Here is a 19,034-nt window from a genome sequence, read left to right as displayed (position 1 = left end):
CGATCCGAATCCGAGGCATGGATTGGCGGCGAAGAGGGCAGTATCGATGTGCGCTGAGGACGTGGCTTGCCGCAGGTGTTGAGAACAACGAGGGTCTCCCAAAACCCGCACTGGACATCAGTGGGCCAGGTGGCTACACTGACCCTTTGCGCTGCCTGTTAGCTGCCTCCTGCCCGTCACCAGGGGCATGCCCTCGCTTGAGCACCGTGGATTGAACCGGCCCTGACCTGGCCTTCTCCGGCCGATCCGGGAAACGACTGTCGCTGTGTCCAGCTGGGGACCGGTACGCGCGTAGTGAGTCCGAGCCCTCGGAAGGACCCCCTCTTGGCCGCCTCGCGCACTGCCTCGACCGCGAATACGAACAACGGCGCCAGCACCGCCCCGCTGCGCATCTCCTTTGCAAAGATCAAGGAGCCCCTTGAGGTTCCGAACCTTCTCGCGTTGCAAACCGAGAGCTTTGACTGGCTGCTCGGCAACGACGCGTGGAAGGCTCGTGTCGAGGCGGCTCTGGAGTCCGGACAGGACGTCCCCACCAAGTCCGGTCTGGAGGAGATCTTCGAGGAGATCTCCCCGATCGAGGACTTCTCCGGGTCGATGTCGCTGACCTTCCGCGACCACCGCTTCGAGCCTCCCAAGAACTCGATCGACGAGTGCAAGGAGCGCGACTTCACCTACGCCGCGCCGCTCTTCGTCACCGCCGAGTTCACGAACAACGAGACCGGCGAGATCAAGTCCCAGACGGTCTTCATGGGCGACTTCCCGCTCATGACCAACAAGGGCACCTTCGTGATCAACGGCACCGAGCGTGTCGTGGTCTCGCAGCTCGTCCGTTCCCCCGGCGTCTACTTCGACTCCTCCATCGACAAGACGTCCGACAAGGACATCTTCTCCGCCAAGATCATCCCCTCCCGGGGTGCCTGGCTGGAGATGGAGATCGACAAGCGCGACATGGTCGGCGTCCGCATCGACCGCAAGCGCAAGCAGTCCGTCACCGTCCTCCTGAAGGCGCTCGGCTGGACCACCGAGCAGATCCTGGAGGAGTTCGGCGAGTACGAGTCGATGCGCGCCACCCTGGAGAAGGACCACACCCAGGGCCAGGACGACGCGCTGCTCGACATCTACCGCAAGCTGCGCCCGGGCGAGCCGCCCACGCGCGAGGCCGCGCAGACGCTGCTCGAGAACCTCTACTTCAACCCGAAGCGCTACGACCTCGCGAAGGTCGGCCGCTACAAGGTCAACAAGAAGCTGGGCGCCGACGCCCCGCTGGACGCCGGGATCCTGACCGTCGAGGACATCATCTCGACGATCAAGTACCTGGTGAAGCTGCACGCCGGTGAGACCGAGACCGTCGGGGACAACGGCAGCCAGATCGTCGTCGAGACCGACGACATCGACCACTTCGGCAACCGCCGCCTGCGCAACGTCGGCGAGCTGATCCAGAACCAGGTCCGCACGGGTCTCGCCCGTATGGAGCGCGTCGTGCGCGAGCGCATGACCACCCAGGACGTCGAGGCGATCACGCCGCAGACCCTGATCAACATCCGGCCGGTCGTCGCCTCCATCAAGGAGTTCTTCGGCACCAGCCAGCTGTCCCAGTTCATGGACCAGAACAACCCGCTGTCCGGCCTGACGCACAAGCGGCGTCTGTCCGCGCTCGGCCCGGGTGGTCTCTCCCGTGAGCGGGCGGGCTTCGAGGTCCGCGACGTGCACCCGTCGCACTACGGCCGCATGTGCCCGATCGAGACGCCCGAAGGCCCGAACATCGGTCTGATCGGTTCGCTCGCCTCGTACGGCCGCGTCAACGCGTTCGGGTTCGTCGAGACGCCGTACCGCAAGGTCGTCGACGGCCAGGTCACCGACGAGGTCGACTACCTGACGGCCGACGAAGAGGACCGATTCGTCATCGCCCAGGCCAACGCGCCGCTGACGGACGAGCTCCGCTTCGCCGAGAACCGCGTCCTGGTCCGCCGCCGCGGCGGCGAGGTCGACTACGTCGCGCCCGACGACGTGGACTACATGGACGTCTCCCCGCGCCAGATGGTGTCGGTCGCGACCGCCATGATCCCCTTCCTCGAGCACGACGACGCCAACCGCGCGCTCATGGGCGCGAACATGATGCGCCAGGCCGTGCCGCTGATCACCGCCGAGGCCCCCCTCGTCGGTACGGGCATGGAGTACCGCTGCGCCGTCGACGCCGGTGACGTCATCAAGGCCGAGAAGGCCGGTGTGGTCCAGGAGGTCTCCGCGGACTACATCACCGTCACCAACGACGACGGCACGTACACCACGTACCGCGTCGCCAAGTTCTCCCGCTCCAACCAGGGCACCTCGGTCAACCAGAAGGTCGTCGTCGAGGAGGGCCAGCGCGTCATCGAGGGCCAGGTCCTCGCCGACGGCCCGGCCACCCAGGAAGGCGAGATGGCCCTGGGCAAGAACCTGCTCGTGGCCTTCATGCCGTGGGAGGGCCACAACTACGAGGACGCGATCATCCTGTCGCAGCGCCTCGTGCAGGACGACGTCCTCTCCTCGATCCACATCGAGGAGCACGAGGTCGACGCCCGTGACACCAAGCTCGGCCCCGAGGAGATCACCCGGGACATCCCGAACGTCTCCGAGGAGGTCCTCGCCGACCTCGACGAGCGCGGCATCATCCGCATCGGCGCCGAGGTCATCGCCGGTGACATCCTCGTCGGCAAGGTCACCCCGAAGGGCGAGACCGAGCTGACGCCGGAGGAGCGCCTGCTCCGCGCGATCTTCGGTGAGAAGGCCCGCGAGGTCCGCGACACCTCCCTGAAGGTGCCGCACGGCGAGACCGGCAAGGTCATCGGCGTACGCGTCTTCGACCGCGAGGAGGGCGACGAGCTGCCCCGGGCGTCAACCAGCTCGTCCGCGTCTACGTGGCGCAGAAGCGCAAGATCACCGACGGTGACAAGCTCGCCGGACGCCACGGCAACAAGGGTGTCATCTCCAAGATCCTGCCGATCGAGGACATGCCGTTCCTGGAGGACGGCACCCCGGTCGACATCATCCTCAACCCGCTGGGCGTCCCGTCCCGAATGAACCCGGGACAGGTCCTGGAGATCCACCTCGGCTGGCTCGCCAGCCAGGGCTGGGACGTCTCCGGCCTCGGCGACGAGTGGGCCAAGCGCCTCCAGGCGATCGGCGCCGACGACGTCGCCCCGCGGACGAACGTCGCGACCCCGGTCTTCGACGGCGCCCGCGAGGACGAGCTGGCGGGTCTGCTGGAGAACACCCGCCCGAACCGCGACGGCGACCGCATGGTCCTGCCGTCCGGCAAGGCCCGGCTGTTCGACGGCCGCTCCGGCGAGCCGTTCCCGGACCCGATCTCGGTCGGGTACATGTACATCCTCAAGCTGCACCACCTGGTCGACGACAAGCTGCACGCCCGCTCGACCGGTCCGTACTCGATGATCACCCAGCAGCCGCTGGGTGGTAAGGCCCAGTTCGGTGGTCAGCGCTTCGGTGAGATGGAGGTGTGGGCCCTCGAGGCCTACGGCGCCGCGTACGCCCTCCAGGAGCTGCTGACCATCAAGTCCGACGACGTCACCGGCCGCGTGAAGGTCTACGAGGCCATCGTCAAGGGCGAGAACATCCCCGAGCCCGGCATTCCTGAGTCCTTCAAGGTGCTCATCAAGGAAATGCAGTCGCTGTGCCTCAATGTGGAGGTGCTGTCCTCGGACGGCATGTCCATCGAGATGCGCGACACGGACGAGGACGTCTTCCGCGCCGCGGAGGAGCTCGGCATCGACCTGTCCCGGCGCGAGCCGAGCAGCGTCGAAGAGGTCTGACGGGTCCCCCGCGACCCCAGGCTCGCCTGGGGTTGCGGGCCCCGGACCCGTACAGACCATGATTGAGACACGACCCTGAGAGGGATTGACGCATAGTGCTCGACGTCAACTTCTTCGACGAGCTCCGGATCGGCCTGGCCACCGCTGACGACATCCGTCAGTGGAGCCACGGCGAGGTCAAGAAGCCCGAAACCATCAACTACCGCACCCTCAAGCCGGAAAAGGACGGTCTCTTCTGCGAGAAGATCTTCGGTCCGACCCGGGACTGGGAGTGCTACTGCGGCAAGTACAAGCGCGTCCGCTTCAAGGGCATCATCTGTGAGCGCTGTGGCGTCGAGGTCACGCGCGCCAAGGTGCGCCGTGAGCGGATGGGCCACATCGAGCTGGCCGCGCCCGTCACGCACATCTGGTACTTCAAGGGCGTCCCGTCGCGCCTCGGCTACCTGCTCGACCTCGCGCCGAAGGACCTCGAGAAGGTCATCTACTTCGCCGCGTACATGATCACGTTCGTGGACGAGGAGCGCCGCACCCGCGACCTGCCCTCCCTGGAGGCGCACGTCTCCGTGGAGCGCCAGCAGATCGAGAACCGCCGCGACGCCGACCTCGAGGCCCGCGCCAAGAAGCTCGAGACCGACCTGGCCGAGCTGGAGGCCGAGGGCGCCAAGGCCGACGTGCGCCGCAAGGTGCGCGAGGGCGCCGAGCGCGAGATGAAGCAGCTCCGCGACCGCGCCCAGCGCGAGATCGACCGCCTCGACGAGGTGTGGAACCGCTTCAAGAACCTCAAGGTCCAGGACCTCGAGGGCGACGAGCTGCTCTACCGCGAGCTGCGCGACCGCTTCGGCACCTACTTCGACGGCTCCATGGGCGCCGCGGCGCTCCAGAAGCGCCTGGAGTCCTTCGACCTCGACGAGGAGGCCGAGCGCCTCCGCGAGATCATCCGCACCGGCAAGGGCCAGAAGAAGACCCGTGCGCTGAAGCGGCTGAAGGTCGTGTCTGCCTTCCTGCAGACGTCCAACAGCCCCAAGGGCATGGTCCTGGACTGCGTCCCGGTCATCCCGCCGGACCTGCGTCCGATGGTGCAGCTCGACGGTGGCCGCTTCGCGACCTCCGACCTGAACGACCTGTACCGCCGCGTCATCAACCGCAACAACCGCCTGAAGCGGCTTCTCGACCTCGGCGCGCCCGAGATCATCGTGAACAACGAGAAGCGCATGCTCCAGGAGGCCGTGGACGCGCTCTTCGACAACGGCCGCCGCGGCCGCCCGGTCACGGGCCCCGGCAACCGACCGCTGAAGTCGCTGTCCGACATGCTCAAGGGCAAGCAGGGCCGCTTCCGCCAGAACCTGCTCGGCAAGCGAGTCGACTACTCGGCGCGTTCCGTGATCGTCGTCGGCCCGCAGCTGAAGCTGCACCAGTGCGGTCTGCCCAAGGCCATGGCCCTGGAGCTGTTCAAGCCGTTCGTGATGAAGCGCCTGGTCGACCTGAACCACGCGCAGAACATCAAGTCGGCCAAGCGCATGGTCGAGCGCGGCCGCACGGTCGTGTACGACGTCCTCGAAGAGGTCATCGCCGAGCACCCGGTCCTGCTGAACCGTGCGCCGACGCTGCACCGCCTCGGCATCCAGGCCTTCGAGCCGCAGCTGGTCGAGGGCAAGGCCATCCAGATCCACCCGCTCGTCTGCACCGCCTTCAACGCGGACTTCGACGGTGACCAGATGGCCGTGCACCTGCCGCTGTCCGCGGAGGCGCAGGCCGAGGCCCGCATCCTGATGCTGTCCTCGAACAACATCCTCAAGCCCGCCGACGGCCGTCCGGTGACGATGCCGACGCAGGACATGGTCCTGGGTCTGTTCTTCCTCACCACCGACGGCGAGGGCCGCGGGGTCAAGGGCGAGGACCGCTCCTTCGGCTCCACCGCCGAGGCGATCATGGCGTTCGACGCGGGCGAGCTGTCGCTCCAGGCGAAGGTCGACATCCGCTTCCCGGTGGGCACCATCCCGCCGCGCGGCTGGACGCCTCCGGCCGCCGAGGAGGGCGAGCAGGAGTACCAGCAGGGCGACAGCTTCCGCCTTCGGACGACCCTGGGCCGCGCGCTCTTCAACGAGCTGCTGCCCGAGGACTACCCGTTCGTCGACTACGAGGTCGGCAAGAAGCAGCTCTCCGAGATCGTCAACGACCTCGCCGAGCGCTACCCCAAGGTCATCGTGGCGGCGACGCTCGACAACCTGAAGGCGGCGGGCTTCTACTGGGCGACCCGCTCCGGCGTCACCGTGGCCATCTCCGACGTCGTCGTCCCCGAGGCGAAGAAGGAGATCGTCGCGGGCTACGAGGCGCAGGACGAGAAGGTCCAGAAGCAGTACGAGCGCGGTCTGATCACCAAGGAAGAGCGCACGCAGGAGCTCATCGCGATCTGGACCAAGGCGACCAACGAGGTCGCCGAGGCGATGAACGCGAACTTCCCCAAGACCAACCCCATCTTCATGATGGTTGACTCGGGTGCCCGAGGAAACATGATGCAGATGCGGCAGATCGCCGGTATGCGCGGTCTGGTGTCGAACGCGAAGAACGAGACCATCCCGCGTCCGATCAAGGCGTCCTTCCGCGAGGGTCTGTCCGTACTGGAGTACTTCATCTCCACGCACGGTGCCCGTAAGGGTCTGGCGGACACCGCTCTGCGTACCGCCGACTCCGGTTACCTCACCCGTCGTCTGGTCGACGTCTCCCAGGACGTCATCATTCGCGAGGAGGACTGCGGCACCGAGCGCGGCCTCAAGCTGCGCATCGCGGACCGCGGCGCCGACGGCGTGCTGCGCAAGACGGACAACGTCGAGACGTCCGTCTACGCCCGCATGCTGGCCGAGGACGTCGTCGTGGACGGCAAGGTCATCGCCCCGGCCAACGTCGACCTGGGTGACGTGCTCATCGACGCCCTGGTCGCCAACGGCGTCGAGGAGGTCAAGACCCGCTCGGTCCTGACCTGTGAGTCGGCGGTCGGCACCTGCGCCTTCTGCTACGGCCGCTCCCTGGCCACCGGCAAGCTGGTCGACATCGGTGAGGCGGTCGGCATCATCGCCGCCCAGTCCATCGGTGAGCCCGGCACGCAGCTGACGATGCGTACCTTCCACACCGGTGGTGTGGCCGGTGACGACATCACCCAGGGTCTGCCCCGTGTCGTCGAGCTCTTCGAGGCCCGTACGCCGAAGGGTGTCGCCCCGATCTCCGAGGCCGCGGGCCGTGTCCGCATCGAGGAGACCGAGAAGACCAAGAAGATCGTCGTCACCCCGGACGACGGCAGCGACGAGACGGCCTACCCGATCTCGAAGCGCGCCCGTCTGCTGGTGGGCGAGGGCGACCACGTCGAGGTGGGCCAGAAGCTCACCGTGGGTGCCACCAACCCGCACGACGTGCTCCGCATCCTCGGCCAGCGCGCCGTCCAGGTCCACCTGGTCGGCGAGGTCCAGAAGGTCTACAACTCGCAGGGCGTGTCGATCCACGACAAGCACATCGAGATCATCATCCGGCAGATGCTCCGCCGCGTGACGATCATCGAGTCCGGCGACGCCGAGCTGCTGCCCGGCGAGCTGGTCGAGCGCTCCAAGTTCGAGACCGAGAACCGTCGGGTCGTGACGGAGGGTGGCCACCCGGCCTCCGGCCGTCCGCAGCTGATGGGTATCACCAAGGCCTCGCTGGCGACGGAGTCCTGGCTGTCGGCCGCCTCCTTCCAGGAGACGACCCGAGTCCTGACGGACGCGGCGATCAACGCCAAGTCCGACAGCCTCATCGGCCTCAAGGAGAACGTCATCATCGGTAAGCTCATCCCGGCCGGTACGGGCCTGTCCCGCTACCGCAACATCCGGGTCGAGCCGACCGAGGAGGCCAAGGCCGCGATGTACTCGGCCGTCGGCTACGACGACATCGACTACTCGCCGTTCGGCACCGGCTCCGGCCAGGCCGTTCCGCTGGAGGACTACGACTACGGGCCCTACAACCAGTAGGCGCCGCCAGCAGTCCTCGCTCTCCGCAGCGAGTCATCCGCCGCAGGGCGGCCACCCGGTCTCGTGCCGGGTGGCCGCCCTGCGGCGCTTTGCCGCATCATGGAGGGCAGACGTCGTGTGGGGGAGTGTGCGTCTCGTGACGAATCCGTCGTGGCAGCCGGCGCCGTGGCCGGGACAGCAGGGTCAGCAGCCGTCGATGCTGGCGGGCCACTCCGACCGGGAGCGCGCGGTGGACGTGCTGCGCGCGGGGTTCGCCGAGGGGCGGCTCCAGCAGCAGGAGTACGAGCGGCGCGTGGAGCGCGCGTACCAGGCGCGCACGGTGGGGGAGCTGGGCCTGCTCGTCGCCGACCTGCCGCAGGGCCCGACCGGCTTCCAGCAGGCCCCCGCGCCGATGGCCGTCCCCGCCACGTTCCTGCCCGCTCCGGCGCCCACGAACTCCAAGGCCACGGCGGCCATGGTGTGCGGGATCGCGACCTTCCTCACGTTCGGGGCGACGGCGGTCCCCGCGGTCATCCTCGGCCACATCGCCCGCGGCGAGATCCGCCACACCCACGAGTCCGGCGACGGCCAGGCGGTCGCGGGCCTGGTCCTGGGCTGGCTCTCCATCGCGGGATGGGTACTGCTCCTGCTGTTGGTGGTGGCGGCGTCGAACTGACCGGGAGGGGCGGGAGCGGGCGTGTCGGGGTTGTCCGGCGCGGGGTATTTGTTTTGACCGCAGCCAATGAGGTAGGTACGCTCAGACCTTGTGCCTGGGGTGTGCCCGGGCTCGCGTGCGTGTCCTCAACCGCACGGCGGGTCTGAAACCGGCCACCGTAATCTGCGCCCTCCTCGCCCTTAGGCGGGAGTCCGCAGCATTCGACACACCCGACCGCGTGGGTCGGCAACGTTCCAGGTTAGCTTTACTACTCGGCACACAGAAACCGGAGAAGTAGTGCCTACGATCCAGCAGCTGGTCCGCAAGGGCCGGCAGGACAAGGTCGAGAAGAACAAGACGCCCGCACTCGAGGGTTCGCCCCAGCGCCGCGGCGTCTGCACGCGTGTGTTCACGACCACCCCGAAGAAGCCGAACTCGGCCCTGCGGAAGGTCGCGCGTGTGCGTCTGACCTCCGGGATCGAGGTCACGGCCTACATTCCGGGTGAGGGACACAACCTGCAGGAGCACTCCATCGTGCTCGTGCGCGGCGGCCGTGTGAAGGACCTGCCGGGTGTTCGCTACAAGATCATCCGCGGCTCCCTCGACACCCAGGGTGTCAAGAACCGCAAGCAGGCCCGCAGCCGCTACGGCGCCAAGAAGGAGAAGTAAGAATGCCTCGTAAGGGCCCCGCCCCGAAGCGCCCGGTCCACGTCGACCCGGTGTACGGCTCTCCTCTGGTGACCTCCCTCATCAACAAGGTGCTGCTGAACGGCAAGCGCTCCACCGCCGAGCGCATCGTCTACGGCGCCATGGAGGGCCTGCGCGAGAAGACCGGCAACGACCCGGTCATCACGCTGAAGCGCGCGCTTGAGAACATCAAGCCGACCCTCGAGGTCAAGTCCCGCCGCGTCGGTGGCGCCACCTACCAGGTGCCGATCGAGGTCAAGCCCGGTCGCGCCAACACGCTGGCCCTGCGCTGGCTGGTGGGCTACTCCCGCGCCCGTCGCGAGAAGACCATGACCGAGCGTCTGCTCAACGAGCTCCTCGACGCCTCCAACGGCCTCGGCGCCGCTGTGAAGAAGCGCGAGGACACGCACAAGATGGCCGAGTCCAACAAGGCCTTCGCGCACTACCGCTGGTAGTCGCTACCCACATCGAGAACCGAGAGAAGACTGAGCCTCATGGCTACCACTTCGCTTGACCTGGCCAAGGTGCGCAACATCGGCATCATGGCCCACATCGACGCGGGCAAGACGACGACCACCGAGCGGATCCTGTACTACACCGGTGTCTCGTACAAGATCGGTGAGGTCCACGACGGTGCTGCCACGATGGACTGGATGGAGCAGGAGCAGGAGCGTGGCATCACGATCACCTCTGCTGCCACCACCTGTCACTGGCCGCTGGAGGACGTCGACCACACCATCAACATCATCGACACCCCGGGGCACGTCGACTTCACCGTAGAGGTGGAGCGTTCGCTGCGTGTCCTCGACGGTGCCGTCACGGTGTTCGACGGTGTCGCCGGTGTTGAGCCGCAGTCCGAGACCGTGTGGCGTCAGGCCGACCGCTACGGCGTGCCGCGCATCTGCTTCGTCAACAAGCTCGACCGCACCGGCGCGGAGTTCCACCGCTGCGTCGACATGATCACGGACCGCCTGGGTGCGCAGCCGCTGGTCATGCAGCTGCCGATCGGCGCCGAGGCCGACTTCAAGGGCGTCGTGGACCTGGTCCGCATGAAGGCCCTGGTCTGGTCCGCCGACACCAAGCTGGGCGAGGCGTACGACGTCGTCGACATCCCGGACACCCACGCCGAGGCCGCCGAGGAGTACCGCGGCAAGCTGCTCGAGGCCGTGGCCGAGAACGACGAAGAGATCATGGAGCTGTACCTGGAGGGCCAGGAGCCCACCGAGGAGCAGCTGTACGCCGCGATCCGTCGTATCACCATCGCCTCCGGCAAGGGCGGCGACACCACCGTCACCCCCGTGTTCTGCGGCACCGCGTTCAAGAACAAGGGCGTGCAGCCCCTGCTCGACGCCGTCGTGCGCTACCTCCCCTCCCCCTGGACGTCGAGGCCATCGAGGGCCACGGCGTGAAGGACCCGGAGGAGGTCGTCAAGCGCAAGCCGTCGGACGACGAGCCGCTGGCCGCGCTGGCGTTCAAGATCGCCTCCGACCCGCACCTGGGCAAGCTCACCTTCGTCCGGATCTACTCCGGCCGCCTGGAGTCCGGCACCGCCGTGCTGAACTCGGTCAAGGGCAAGAAGGAGCGCATCGGCAAGATCTACCGCATGCACGCGAACAAGCGTGAGGAGATCGAGTCGGTGGGCGCGGGCGACATCATCGCCGTCATGGGTCTGAAGCAGACCACGACCGGTGAGACGCTGTGCGACGAGAAGAACCCGGTCATCCTGGAGTCCATGGACTTCCCGGCGCCGGTCATCGAGGTCGCCATCGAGCCCAAGTCCAAGGGTGACCAGGAGAAGCTGGGTGTCGCCATCCAGCGTCTCGCGGAGGAGGACCCCTCCTTCCAGGTGCACACCAACGAGGAGACCGGCCAGACCGTCATCGGCGGTATGGGCGAGCTTCACCTCGAGGTGCTCGTCGACCGCATGAAGCGCGAGTTCAAGGTCGAGGCCAACGTCGGCAAGCCGCAGGTCGCGTACCGCGAGACCATCCGCAAGACGGTCGAGAAGGTCGACTACACGCACAAGAAGCAGACCGGTGGTACCGGTCAGTTCGCCAAGGTGCAGATCTCGATCGAGCCGATCGAGGGTGGCGACGCCTCGTACGAGTTCGTGAACAAGGTCACCGGTGGTCGCATCCCGAAGGAGTACATCCCTTCGGTCGACGCCGGCTGCCAGGAGGCCATGCAGTTCGGCATCCTCGCCGGTTACGAGATGACCGGCGTCCGCGTCACGCTGCTCGACGGCGCCTACCACGAGGTCGACTCCTCCGAGCTCGCCTTCAAGATCGCCGGTTCGCAGGCGTTCAAGGAGGCCGCGCGCAAGGCCAGCCCCGTGCTGCTCGAGCCGATGATGGCCGTCGAGGTCACCACGCCCGAGGACTACATGGGCGATGTCATCGGCGACATCAACTCCCGCCGTGGCCAGATCCAGGCCATGGAGGAGCGCAGTGGCGCCCGGGTCGTCAAGGGCCTGGTTCCGCTGTCGGAGATGTTCGGCTACGTCGGAGACCTCCGCAGCAAGACGTCGGGTCGCGCAAGCTACTCGATGCAGTTCGACTCCTACGCCGAGGTTCCGCGGAACGTCGCCGAGGAGATCATCGCGAAGGCCAAGGGCGAGTAACTCACTCGTTTCACGCTTTAGGCTTGACTCCGGAGCATCCGGGGCATTCCCGCCCTCACCGGGGCGGGGTGTCCCGGGCCCCGGGCACCCCAGCAAAGATCACCTGGCGCCGATGAAGTAAGGCGTACAGAACCACTCCACAGGAGGACCCCAGTGGCGAAGGCGAAGTTCGAGCGGACTAAGCCGCACGTCAACATCGGCACCATCGGTCACATTGACCACGGTAAGACGACCCTCACGGCCGCCATTACCAAGGTGCTGCACGACGCGTACCCGGACCTGAACGAGGCCTCGGCCTTCGACCAGATCGACAAGGCTCCCGAGGAGCGCCAGCGCGGTATCACCATCTCCATCGCGCACGTCGAGTACCAGACCGAGACGCGTCACTACGCCCACGTCGACTGCCCCGGTCACGCGGACTACATCAAGAACATGATCACCGGTGCCGCGCAGATGGACGGCGCCATCCTCGTGGTCGCCGCCACCGACGGCCCGATGCCGCAGACCAAGGAGCACGTGCTCCTGGCCCGCCAGGTCGGCGTTCCGTACATCGTCGTCGCCCTGAACAAGGCCGACATGGTGGACGACGAGGAGATCCTGGAGCTCGTCGAGCTCGAGGTCCGCGAGCTGCTCTCCGAGTACGAGTTCCCGGGCGACGAGGTTCCGGTCGTCAAGGTCTCCGCGCTCAAGGCCCTCGAGGGCGACGCCGAGTGGGGCAAGTCCGTCCTCGACCTGATGAAGGCCGTCGACGAGTCCATCCCGCAGCCGGAGCGCGACGTCGACAAGCCGTTCCTGATGCCGATCGAGGACGTCTTCACCATCACCGGCCGTGGCACCGTCGTCACCGGTCGTATTGAGCGCGGTGTGCTCAAGGTGAACGAAGAGGTCGAGATCATCGGCATCAAGGAAGAGAAGACCAAGACCACGGTCACGGGCATCGAGATGTTCCGTAAGCTCCTCGACGAGGGCCAGGCCGGTGAGAACGTCGGTCTGCTCCTCCGCGGCATCAAGCGCGAGGACGTCGAGCGCGGCCAGGTCATCATCAAGCCGGGCACCGTCACCCCGCACACCGAGTTCGAGGCGCAGGCCTACATCCTGTCCAAGGACGAGGGTGGCCGCCACACGCCGTTCTTCAACAACTACCGTCCGCAGTTCTACTTCCGTACGACGGACGTGACGGGCGTTGTGACCCTCCCCGAGGGCACCGAGATGGTCATGCCGGGCGACAACACCGAGATGTCCGTCCAGCTGATCCAGCCGGTCGCCATGGAGGAGGGCCTGAAGTTCGCCATCCGCGAGGGTGGCCGGACCGTCGGCGCCGGCCAGGTCACCAAGATCGTCAAGTAAGCTCCGCGCTTATCTGACGCTCGGGGAGACCCGGCAGCTCGTACAGAGCTCCTGAGAAGCCCCGCTCACCGCTCGGTGGGCGGGGCTTTTCGCATGAGCTTTGACCGGGCTTCCGCCTGGCTCCCGCCGGGCTTCCCGGGTGCGAACGCGCGGGCGGGGCGGCTTGACAAGGAACTCGATTGGCGTCCGGCATGCCCCGTATGGCAGACTGTCGGGGTTGCTCGGTTGAGTGCCGATGCTGTGCGCCTCCCGCCGGGAGGACTGGAAGCGAGTCCCACGGTACTCGTCGCCCCATCTGTCGTGAGGCAGCGCTGTGGCGGACGTACGGGAATCTTTCGGGAAGTGCGGTGCGGTCGCTCGGCCAGGCGCCCGGTGGGTTTCTTCCCCCGGACCCGCGGTCATCCAGGGCCGCAGCCCCTAGCAGGGAAATCCCTTCGGGATATCCGTGTCAGCGGGACTGCGACACGCCCGACCGCGTGGGTCGGAGGAAGTAGAAAAGAGGGCCTCCCGGGGGCCAGAGCGTTTCGAGACAAAGGACTACTAAGTAGCCATGGCGGGACAGAAGATCCGCATCCGGCTCAAGGCCTACGACCACGAGGTCATCGACTCCTCGGCGAAGAAGATCGTCGAGACGGTGACCCGCACTGGTGCGTCGGTCGCGGGCCCGGTGCCGCTGCCCACTGAGAAGAACGTGTACTGCGTCATCAAGTCGCCGCACAAGTACAAGGACTCGCGCGAGCACTTCGAGATGCGCACGCACAAGCGCCTGATCGACATCCTCGACCCGACCCCCAAGACCGTTGACTCTCTGATGCGACTCGACCTCCCGGCCGGTGTCGACATCGAGATCAAGCTCTGAGGCCGGTGATCTGAGAATGGCTAAGCAGATCAAGGGCATCCTGGGCGAGAAGCTCGGCATGACGCAGGTGTGGGACGAGAACAACCGCGTTGTTCCCGTCACCGTCGTCAAGGCCGGGCCCTGCGTCGTTACCCAGGTCCGTACGAATGACAGCGACGGCTACGAGTCGGTCCAGATCGCCTTCGGCGAGATCGACCCGCGCAAGGTGAACAAGCCCCTCAAGGGCCACTTCGCCAAGGCCGACGTGACCCCGCGCCGCCACCTCGTCGAGATCCGTACCGCTGACGCCAGCGAGTACACCCTCGGCCAGGAGCTCACCGCCGAGACCTTCGAGTCCGGCGCCAAGGTCGACGTGACCGGCAAGAGCAAGGGCAAGGGCTTCGCCGGTGTCATGAAGCGCCACAACTTCGGTGGCCTCGGCTCCAGCCACGGCACCCAGCGCAAGCACCGCTCGCCCGGCTCCATCGGTGGCTGCGCCACCCCGGGCCGTGTGTTCAAGGGCCTCCGCATGGCGGGCCGCATGGGCAACGAGCGGGTCACCACCCAGAACCTGACCGTCCACGCCGTTGACGCGGAGAAGGGTCTGCTGCTCATCAAGGGCGCGGTTCCCGGTCCGAACGGCGGCCTCGTCCTGGTCCGCACCGCGGCCAAGGGGGCCTGAGGTAACCGATGAGCACTGTTGACATCCTTTCGCCGGCAGGCGACAAGGCCGGTACCGTCGAGCTCCCCGCGGAGATCTTCGACGCCAAGGTCAGCGTTCCGCTGATCCACCAGGTCGTCGTCGCGCAGCTGGCCGCGGCCCGCCAGGGCACGCACAAGACCAAGACCCGCGGCGAGGTCCGTGGTGGTGGCAAGAAGCCCTACCGCCAGAAGGGCACCGGCCGCGCCCGCCAGGGTTCGACCCGCGCGCCGCAGTTCGCCGGTGGTGGCGTCGTGCACGGTCCCGTGCCGCGTGACTACTCGCAGCGGACCCCGAAGAAGATGAAGGCCGCCGCCCTGCGCGGTGCCCTCACCGACCGGGCCCGCAACAGCCGCATCCACGTCGTCACCGACGTGGTCGCGGGCGACATCTCCACCAAGGCCGCCAAGGCTCTCCTCGGCAAGATCAGCGAGCGCAAGAACGTGCTCCTGGTCGTCGAGCGCGAGAACGAGAAGGCCGTGCTGTCCGCCCGCAACCTGCCCCAGGTCCACATCCTGGAGCCGGGCCAGCTGAACACGTACGACGTTCTCGTCTCGGACGACGTGGTCTTCACCCAGGCCGCGTTCGAGTCCTTCGTGTCGGGCGCGCCCAGTGCTGCGCGGATCAATGACACCGAAGGGAGCGAGGCCTGATGGCTATCCGTCACCCCGCTATCGCCTCGAAGGCCGCCAAGGCCGCCAAGGCCGCGCGCGTCGCCAAGGCGAAGCGCCACGCCACCGAGGGCAAGAACACCGTCGAGACGCCGCTGAGCAAGTCCTTCACGGACCCCCGTGACGTGCTCGTCAAGCCGGTCGTCTCGGAGAAGAGCTACGCGCTGCTCGACGAGAACAAGTACACGTTCATCGTCGACCCGCGGGCCAACAAGACCCAGATCAAGCAGGCCGTGGAGTCGGTCTTCGAGGTCAAGGTCACCGGGGTCAACACGATCAACCGGCAGGGCAAGCGCAAGCGCACCCGCACGGGCTTCGGCAAGCGCGCCAACACCAAGCGCGCGATCGTGACCCTCGCTGAGGGCGACCGTATCGACATCTTCGGCCAGGCCTCCTAACGGAGACCCTGGTCCGAATATCGGACGAGGACTGAGAAATGGGAATCCGCAAGTACAAGCCGACGACGCCGGGCCGCCGTGGCTCCTCCGTCGCCGACTTCGTCGAGGTCACGCGGTCCACGCCGGAGAAGTCGCTGGTCCGCCCGCTGCACAGCAAGGGCGGCCGTAACAACGCCGGTCGTGTGACCGTTCGCCACCAGGGTGGCGGACACAAGCGCGCCTACCGCGTGATCGACTTCCGTCGTCACGACAAGGACGGCGTGCCGGCGAAGGTCGCGCACATCGAGTACGACCCGAACCGCACCGCGCGCATCGCCCTGCTGCACTACGCAGACGGCGAGAAGCGCTACATCATCGCTCCGCGCGGTCTGTCGCAGGGTGACCGGGTGGAGAACGGCCCTGGCGCCGACATCAAGCCCGGCAACAACCTGGCCCTGCGCAACATCCCGGTCGGTACCACGATCCACGCGATCGAGCTCCGTCCGGGCGGCGGCGCCAAGTTCGCCCGCTCCGCGGGCGCCTCGGTGCAGCTCCTCGCGAAGGAGGGCTCCATGGCCCACCTGCGCATGCCGTCGGGCGAGATCCGCCTGGTCGACGTCCGCTGCCGCGCCACCATCGGCGAGGTCGGCAACGCCGAGCAGTCGAACATCAACTGGGGCAAGGCCGGCCGTATGCGCTGGAAGGGCGTCCGCCCGACCGTGCGCGGTGTCGTCATGAACCCGGTTGACCACCCGCACGGTGGTGGTGAGGGCAAGACCTCCGGTGGTCGCCACCCGGTCTCCCCGTGGGGTCAGAAGGAGGGTCGTACTCGTTCGCCCAAGAAGGCGTCGAACAAGTACATCGTCCGCCGCCGCAAGACGAACAAGAAGCGCTAGGAGCGGGTTTAGATGCCGCGCAGTCTCAAGAAGGGGCCCTTCGTCGACGACCACCTGATCAAGAAGGTGGACGCCCAGAACGAAGCCGGCACCAAGAACGTCATCAAGACCTGGTCCCGCCGCTCGATGATCGTCCCGGCCATGCTCGGCCACACGATCGCGGTGCACAACGGCAAGACCCACATCCCGGTGTTCGTCACCGAGTCGATGGTCGGCCACAAGCTCGGCGAGTTCTCGCCGACCCGCACCTTCCGGGGCCACGTCAAGGAAGACCGGAAGTCGAAGCGCCGCTAAGGCGGGGTGGAACGACTCATGACCAACATCGAAGGGACAACCATGGAAGCCAGGGCCCAGGCGCGGTACATCCGCGTCACGCCCATGAAGGCCCGCCGCGTGGTGGACCTCATCCGTGGCATGGACGCCACGGAGGCTCAGGCGGTCCTGCGTTTCGCCCCGCAGGCCGCGAGCGTGCCGGTCGGCAAGGTGCTGGACAGCGCCATCGCCAACGCCGCGCACAACTACGACCACACGGACGCCTCGTCGCTGTACATCAGCGAGGCGTACGTGGACGAGGGCCCGACCCTGAAGCGGTTCCGTCCGCGTGCCCAGGGCCGTGCCTACCGGATCCGTAAGCGGACCAGCCACATCACCGTGGTCGTCAGCAGCAAGGAAGGAACCCGGTAATGGGCCAGAAGGTAAACCCGCACGGGTTCCGGCTCGGTGTCACGACCGACTTCAAGTCGCGTTGGTACGCCGACAAGCTGTACAAGGACTACGTCAAGGAAGACGTCGCCATCCGTCGGATGATGACGTCCGGCATGGAGCGCGCCGGTATCTCGAAGGTGGAGATCGAGCGCACCCGTGACCGCGTCCGTGTGGACATCCACACCGCGCGCCCGGGCATCGTCATCGGCCGCCGCGGCGCCGAGGCCGACCGCATCCGCGGTGACCTGGAGAAGCTGACCGGCAAGCAGGTCCAGCTGAACATCCTCGAGGTCAAGAACCCGGAGACGGACGCCCAGCTGGTGGCCCAGGCCGTCGCCGAGCAGCTGTCCTCCCGCGTCTCCTTCCGCCGCGCCATGCGCAAGAGCATGCAGTCGGCCATGAAGGCGGGCGCCAAGGGCATCAAGATCCAGTGCGGTGGCCGTCTCGGCGGCGCCGAGATGTCCCGCTCGGAGTTCTACCGCGAGGGCCGCGTGCCCCTGCACACGCTCCGCGCGAACGTGGACTACGGCTTCTTCGAGGCCAAGACGACCTTCGGCCGCATCGGCGTGAAGGTCTGGATCTACAAGGGCGACGTCAAGAACATCGCCGAGGTCCGCGCCGAGAACGCCGCTGCCCGCGCCGGCAACCGCCCGGCCCGTGGTGGCAACGACCGCCCGGCCCGTGGTGGCCGCGGTGGCGAGCGTGGCGGTCGCGGTCGCAAGCCGCAGCAGCAGTCGGCTCCGGCCGCCGAGGCCCCCAAGGCCGAGGCGCCCGCCGCTGCCGCTCCGGCTGAGAGCACCGGAACGGAGGCCTGACCGACATGCTGATCCCCCGTAGGGTCAAGCACCGCAAGCAGCACCACCCGAAGCGCAACGGTATGTCCAAGGGTGGTACGCAGGTTGCGTTCGGCGAGTACGGCATCCAGGCCATGGGCCCGGCGTACGTCACCAACCGTCAGATCGAGGCCGCGCGTATCGCGATGACCCGCCACATCAAGCGTGGCGGCAAGGTCTGGATCAACATCTACCCGGACCGCCCGCTCACGAAGAAGCCCGCCGAGACCCGCATGGGTTCCGGTAAGGGTTCCCCGGAGTGGTGGGTCGCGAACGTCAAGCCCGGTCGCGTGATGTTCGAGCTGTCCTACCCCAACGAGAAGATCGCCCGTGAGGCTCTGACTCGTGCGGCCCACAAGCTGCCGATGAAGTGCCGGATCGTCAAGCGCGAGGCAGGTGAAGCGTGATGTCGGCCGGTACCAAGGCGTCCGAGCTGCGCGAGCTGGGCAACGAGGAGCTGCTTAACAAGCTCCGCGAGGCCAAGGAAGAGCTGTTCAACCTCCGCTTCCAGGCGGCGACGGGCCAGCTCGAGAACCACGGCCGTCTGAAGGCGGTCCGTAAGGACATCGCCCGGATCTACACCCTGATGCGTGAGCGTGAGCTGGGCATCGAGACGGTGGAGAGCGCCTGATGAGCGAGAGCAACGTGACTGAAGAGACGAAGGCCGCGCGCGGTTTCCGCAAGACCCGTGAGGGTCTGGTCGTCAGCGACAAGATGGACAAGACCGTCGTCGTCGCCGTCGAGGACCGCGTCAAGCACGCGCTGTACGGCAAGGTCATCCGCCGTACGAACAAGCTCAAGGCGCACGACGAGCAGAACGCCGCGGGCGTCGGCGACCGCGTCCTCCTCATGGAGACCCGGCCGCTGTCCGCGACGAAGCGCTGGCGCGTCGTCGAGATCCTCGAGAAGGCCAAGTAAGTTC

Annotated in this window: 16 protein-coding genes and 2 pseudogenes; all 18 read left to right on the top strand. The window is 67.0% G+C overall.

The window, feature by feature from the left end:
* Positions 1-324 precede the first annotated feature (324 nt).
* The 18 genes and pseudogenes from rpoB to rpsQ all read left to right on the top strand — a co-directional run bounded on the left by rpoB (position 325) and on the right by rpsQ (position 19,030).
* A pseudogene (gene rpoB / locus ACOBQU_RS15705) lies at positions 325-3,809 on the top strand (DNA-directed RNA polymerase subunit beta).
* A gap of 95 nt (positions 3,810-3,904) precedes the next feature.
* On the top strand, positions 3,905-7,804 hold the full coding sequence (locus ACOBQU_RS15700) for a DNA-directed RNA polymerase subunit beta' (protein WP_423627551.1): 3,900 nt from the start codon (positions 3,905-3,907) through the stop codon (positions 7,802-7,804).
* A gap of 136 nt (positions 7,805-7,940) precedes the next feature.
* Positions 7,941-8,459 carry a DUF1707 and DUF4190 domain-containing protein gene (locus tag ACOBQU_RS15695; protein ID WP_423627549.1) on the top strand — a complete coding sequence of 173 codons (519 nt, stop codon included), beginning with the start codon at positions 7,941-7,943 and terminating at the stop codon, positions 8,457-8,459.
* 276 nt (positions 8,460-8,735) lie between these two features.
* Positions 8,736-9,107 (top strand): 30S ribosomal protein S12, encoded by a 372-nt coding sequence (gene rpsL / locus ACOBQU_RS15690; RefSeq protein ID WP_003948652.1) that lies wholly within the window; start codon positions 8,736-8,738, stop codon positions 9,105-9,107.
* A gap of 2 nt (positions 9,108-9,109) precedes the next feature.
* Positions 9,110-9,580, top strand: coding sequence for a 30S ribosomal protein S7 (gene rpsG, locus ACOBQU_RS15685; protein WP_423627548.1), 471 nt, complete (start codon positions 9,110-9,112; stop codon positions 9,578-9,580).
* A gap of 39 nt (positions 9,581-9,619) precedes the next feature.
* Positions 9,620-11,745: pseudogene (gene fusA / locus ACOBQU_RS15680) on the top strand (elongation factor G).
* A gap of 153 nt (positions 11,746-11,898) precedes the next feature.
* On the top strand, positions 11,899-13,092 hold the full coding sequence (gene tuf / locus ACOBQU_RS15675; protein ID WP_423627546.1) for an elongation factor Tu: 1,194 nt from the start codon (positions 11,899-11,901) through the stop codon (positions 13,090-13,092).
* 550 nt (positions 13,093-13,642) lie between these two features.
* Positions 13,643-13,951, top strand: coding sequence for a 30S ribosomal protein S10 (gene rpsJ, locus ACOBQU_RS15670; protein ID WP_003948644.1), 309 nt, complete (start codon positions 13,643-13,645; stop codon positions 13,949-13,951).
* 16 nt (positions 13,952-13,967) lie between these two features.
* Complete coding sequence (gene rplC, locus ACOBQU_RS15665; RefSeq protein WP_423627544.1) at positions 13,968-14,612, top strand: 50S ribosomal protein L3; 645 nt, start codon at positions 13,968-13,970, stop codon at positions 14,610-14,612.
* Between the two features lie 8 nt (positions 14,613-14,620).
* Positions 14,621-15,283 (top strand): 50S ribosomal protein L4, encoded by a 663-nt coding sequence (rplD, locus tag ACOBQU_RS15660; protein WP_423627543.1) that lies wholly within the window; start codon positions 14,621-14,623, stop codon positions 15,281-15,283.
* The gene (gene rplW / locus ACOBQU_RS15655; RefSeq protein WP_423627541.1) at positions 15,283-15,699 is read left to right on the top strand and encodes a 50S ribosomal protein L23; all 417 of its coding nucleotides are present in this window, start codon (positions 15,283-15,285) and stop codon (positions 15,697-15,699) included. The genes rplD and rplW overlap by 1 nt, the downstream gene beginning before the upstream one ends.
* Positions 15,700-15,737: 38 nt before the next feature.
* The gene (rplB, locus tag ACOBQU_RS15650) at positions 15,738-16,574 is read left to right on the top strand and encodes a 50S ribosomal protein L2 (protein ID WP_423627539.1); all 837 of its coding nucleotides are present in this window, start codon (positions 15,738-15,740) and stop codon (positions 16,572-16,574) included.
* A 12-nt stretch (positions 16,575-16,586) separates the two neighbouring features.
* Positions 16,587-16,868: a 30S ribosomal protein S19 gene (rpsS, locus tag ACOBQU_RS15645; protein ID WP_004984529.1), complete on the top strand. Its 282-nt coding sequence runs from the start codon at positions 16,587-16,589 to the stop codon at positions 16,866-16,868.
* 42 nt (positions 16,869-16,910) lie between these two features.
* Positions 16,911-17,258, top strand: coding sequence for a 50S ribosomal protein L22 (rplV, locus tag ACOBQU_RS15640; RefSeq protein ID WP_030685471.1), 348 nt, complete (start codon positions 16,911-16,913; stop codon positions 17,256-17,258).
* The gene (gene rpsC / locus ACOBQU_RS15635) at positions 17,258-18,094 is read left to right on the top strand and encodes a 30S ribosomal protein S3 (RefSeq protein ID WP_190134826.1); all 837 of its coding nucleotides are present in this window, start codon (positions 17,258-17,260) and stop codon (positions 18,092-18,094) included. Before rplV ends, rpsC begins: the two co-directional genes overlap by 1 nt.
* A gap of 5 nt (positions 18,095-18,099) precedes the next feature.
* Positions 18,100-18,519, top strand: a complete 420-nt coding sequence (rplP, locus tag ACOBQU_RS15630) for a 50S ribosomal protein L16 (protein WP_423627537.1) — start codon at positions 18,100-18,102, stop codon at positions 18,517-18,519.
* Positions 18,519-18,743 carry a 50S ribosomal protein L29 gene (gene rpmC, locus ACOBQU_RS15625; RefSeq protein ID WP_010036720.1) on the top strand — a complete coding sequence of 75 codons (225 nt, stop codon included), beginning with the start codon at positions 18,519-18,521 and terminating at the stop codon, positions 18,741-18,743. The genes rplP and rpmC overlap by 1 nt, the downstream gene beginning before the upstream one ends.
* Positions 18,743-19,030, top strand: a complete 288-nt coding sequence (gene rpsQ, locus ACOBQU_RS15620) for a 30S ribosomal protein S17 (RefSeq protein ID WP_030039759.1) — start codon at positions 18,743-18,745, stop codon at positions 19,028-19,030. Before rpmC ends, rpsQ begins: the two co-directional genes overlap by 1 nt.
* Positions 19,031-19,034: the final 4 nt, after the last annotated feature.

The sequence above is a fragment of the Streptomyces sp. G45 genome (assembly GCF_049542095.1).
GTDB lineage: Bacteria > Actinomycetota > Actinomycetes > Streptomycetales > Streptomycetaceae > Streptomyces.
This window is presented reverse-complemented; position numbering and strand designations above follow the sequence as displayed.

What these genes read in the sequence shown, in the direction of transcription:
- rplV (WP_030685471.1), top strand. Translation starts at nt 16,911, where the DNA reads ATGGAAGCCAGGGCCCAGGCGCGGTACATCCGCGTCACGCCCATGAAG.
- rplP (WP_423627537.1), top strand. Translation starts at nt 18,100, where the DNA reads ATGCTGATCCCCCGTAGGGTCAAGCACCGCAAGCAGCACCACCCGAAG.
- rpsG (WP_423627548.1), top strand. Translation starts at nt 9,110, where the DNA reads ATGCCTCGTAAGGGCCCCGCCCCGAAGCGCCCGGTCCACGTCGACCCG.
- rpsS (WP_004984529.1), top strand. Translation starts at nt 16,587, where the DNA reads ATGCCGCGCAGTCTCAAGAAGGGGCCCTTCGTCGACGACCACCTGATC.
- rpmC (WP_010036720.1), top strand. Translation starts at nt 18,519, where the DNA reads ATGTCGGCCGGTACCAAGGCGTCCGAGCTGCGCGAGCTGGGCAACGAG.
- rplC (WP_423627544.1), top strand. Translation starts at nt 13,968, where the DNA reads ATGGCTAAGCAGATCAAGGGCATCCTGGGCGAGAAGCTCGGCATGACG.
- rpsC (WP_190134826.1), top strand. Translation starts at nt 17,258, where the DNA reads ATGGGCCAGAAGGTAAACCCGCACGGGTTCCGGCTCGGTGTCACGACC.
- rplB (WP_423627539.1), top strand. Translation starts at nt 15,738, where the DNA reads ATGGGAATCCGCAAGTACAAGCCGACGACGCCGGGCCGCCGTGGCTCC.
- rpsJ (WP_003948644.1), top strand. Translation starts at nt 13,643, where the DNA reads ATGGCGGGACAGAAGATCCGCATCCGGCTCAAGGCCTACGACCACGAG.
- rplD (WP_423627543.1), top strand. Translation starts at nt 14,621, where the DNA reads ATGAGCACTGTTGACATCCTTTCGCCGGCAGGCGACAAGGCCGGTACC.
- rplW (WP_423627541.1), top strand. Translation starts at nt 15,283, where the DNA reads ATGGCTATCCGTCACCCCGCTATCGCCTCGAAGGCCGCCAAGGCCGCC.
- rpsQ (WP_030039759.1), top strand. Translation starts at nt 18,743, where the DNA reads ATGAGCGAGAGCAACGTGACTGAAGAGACGAAGGCCGCGCGCGGTTTC.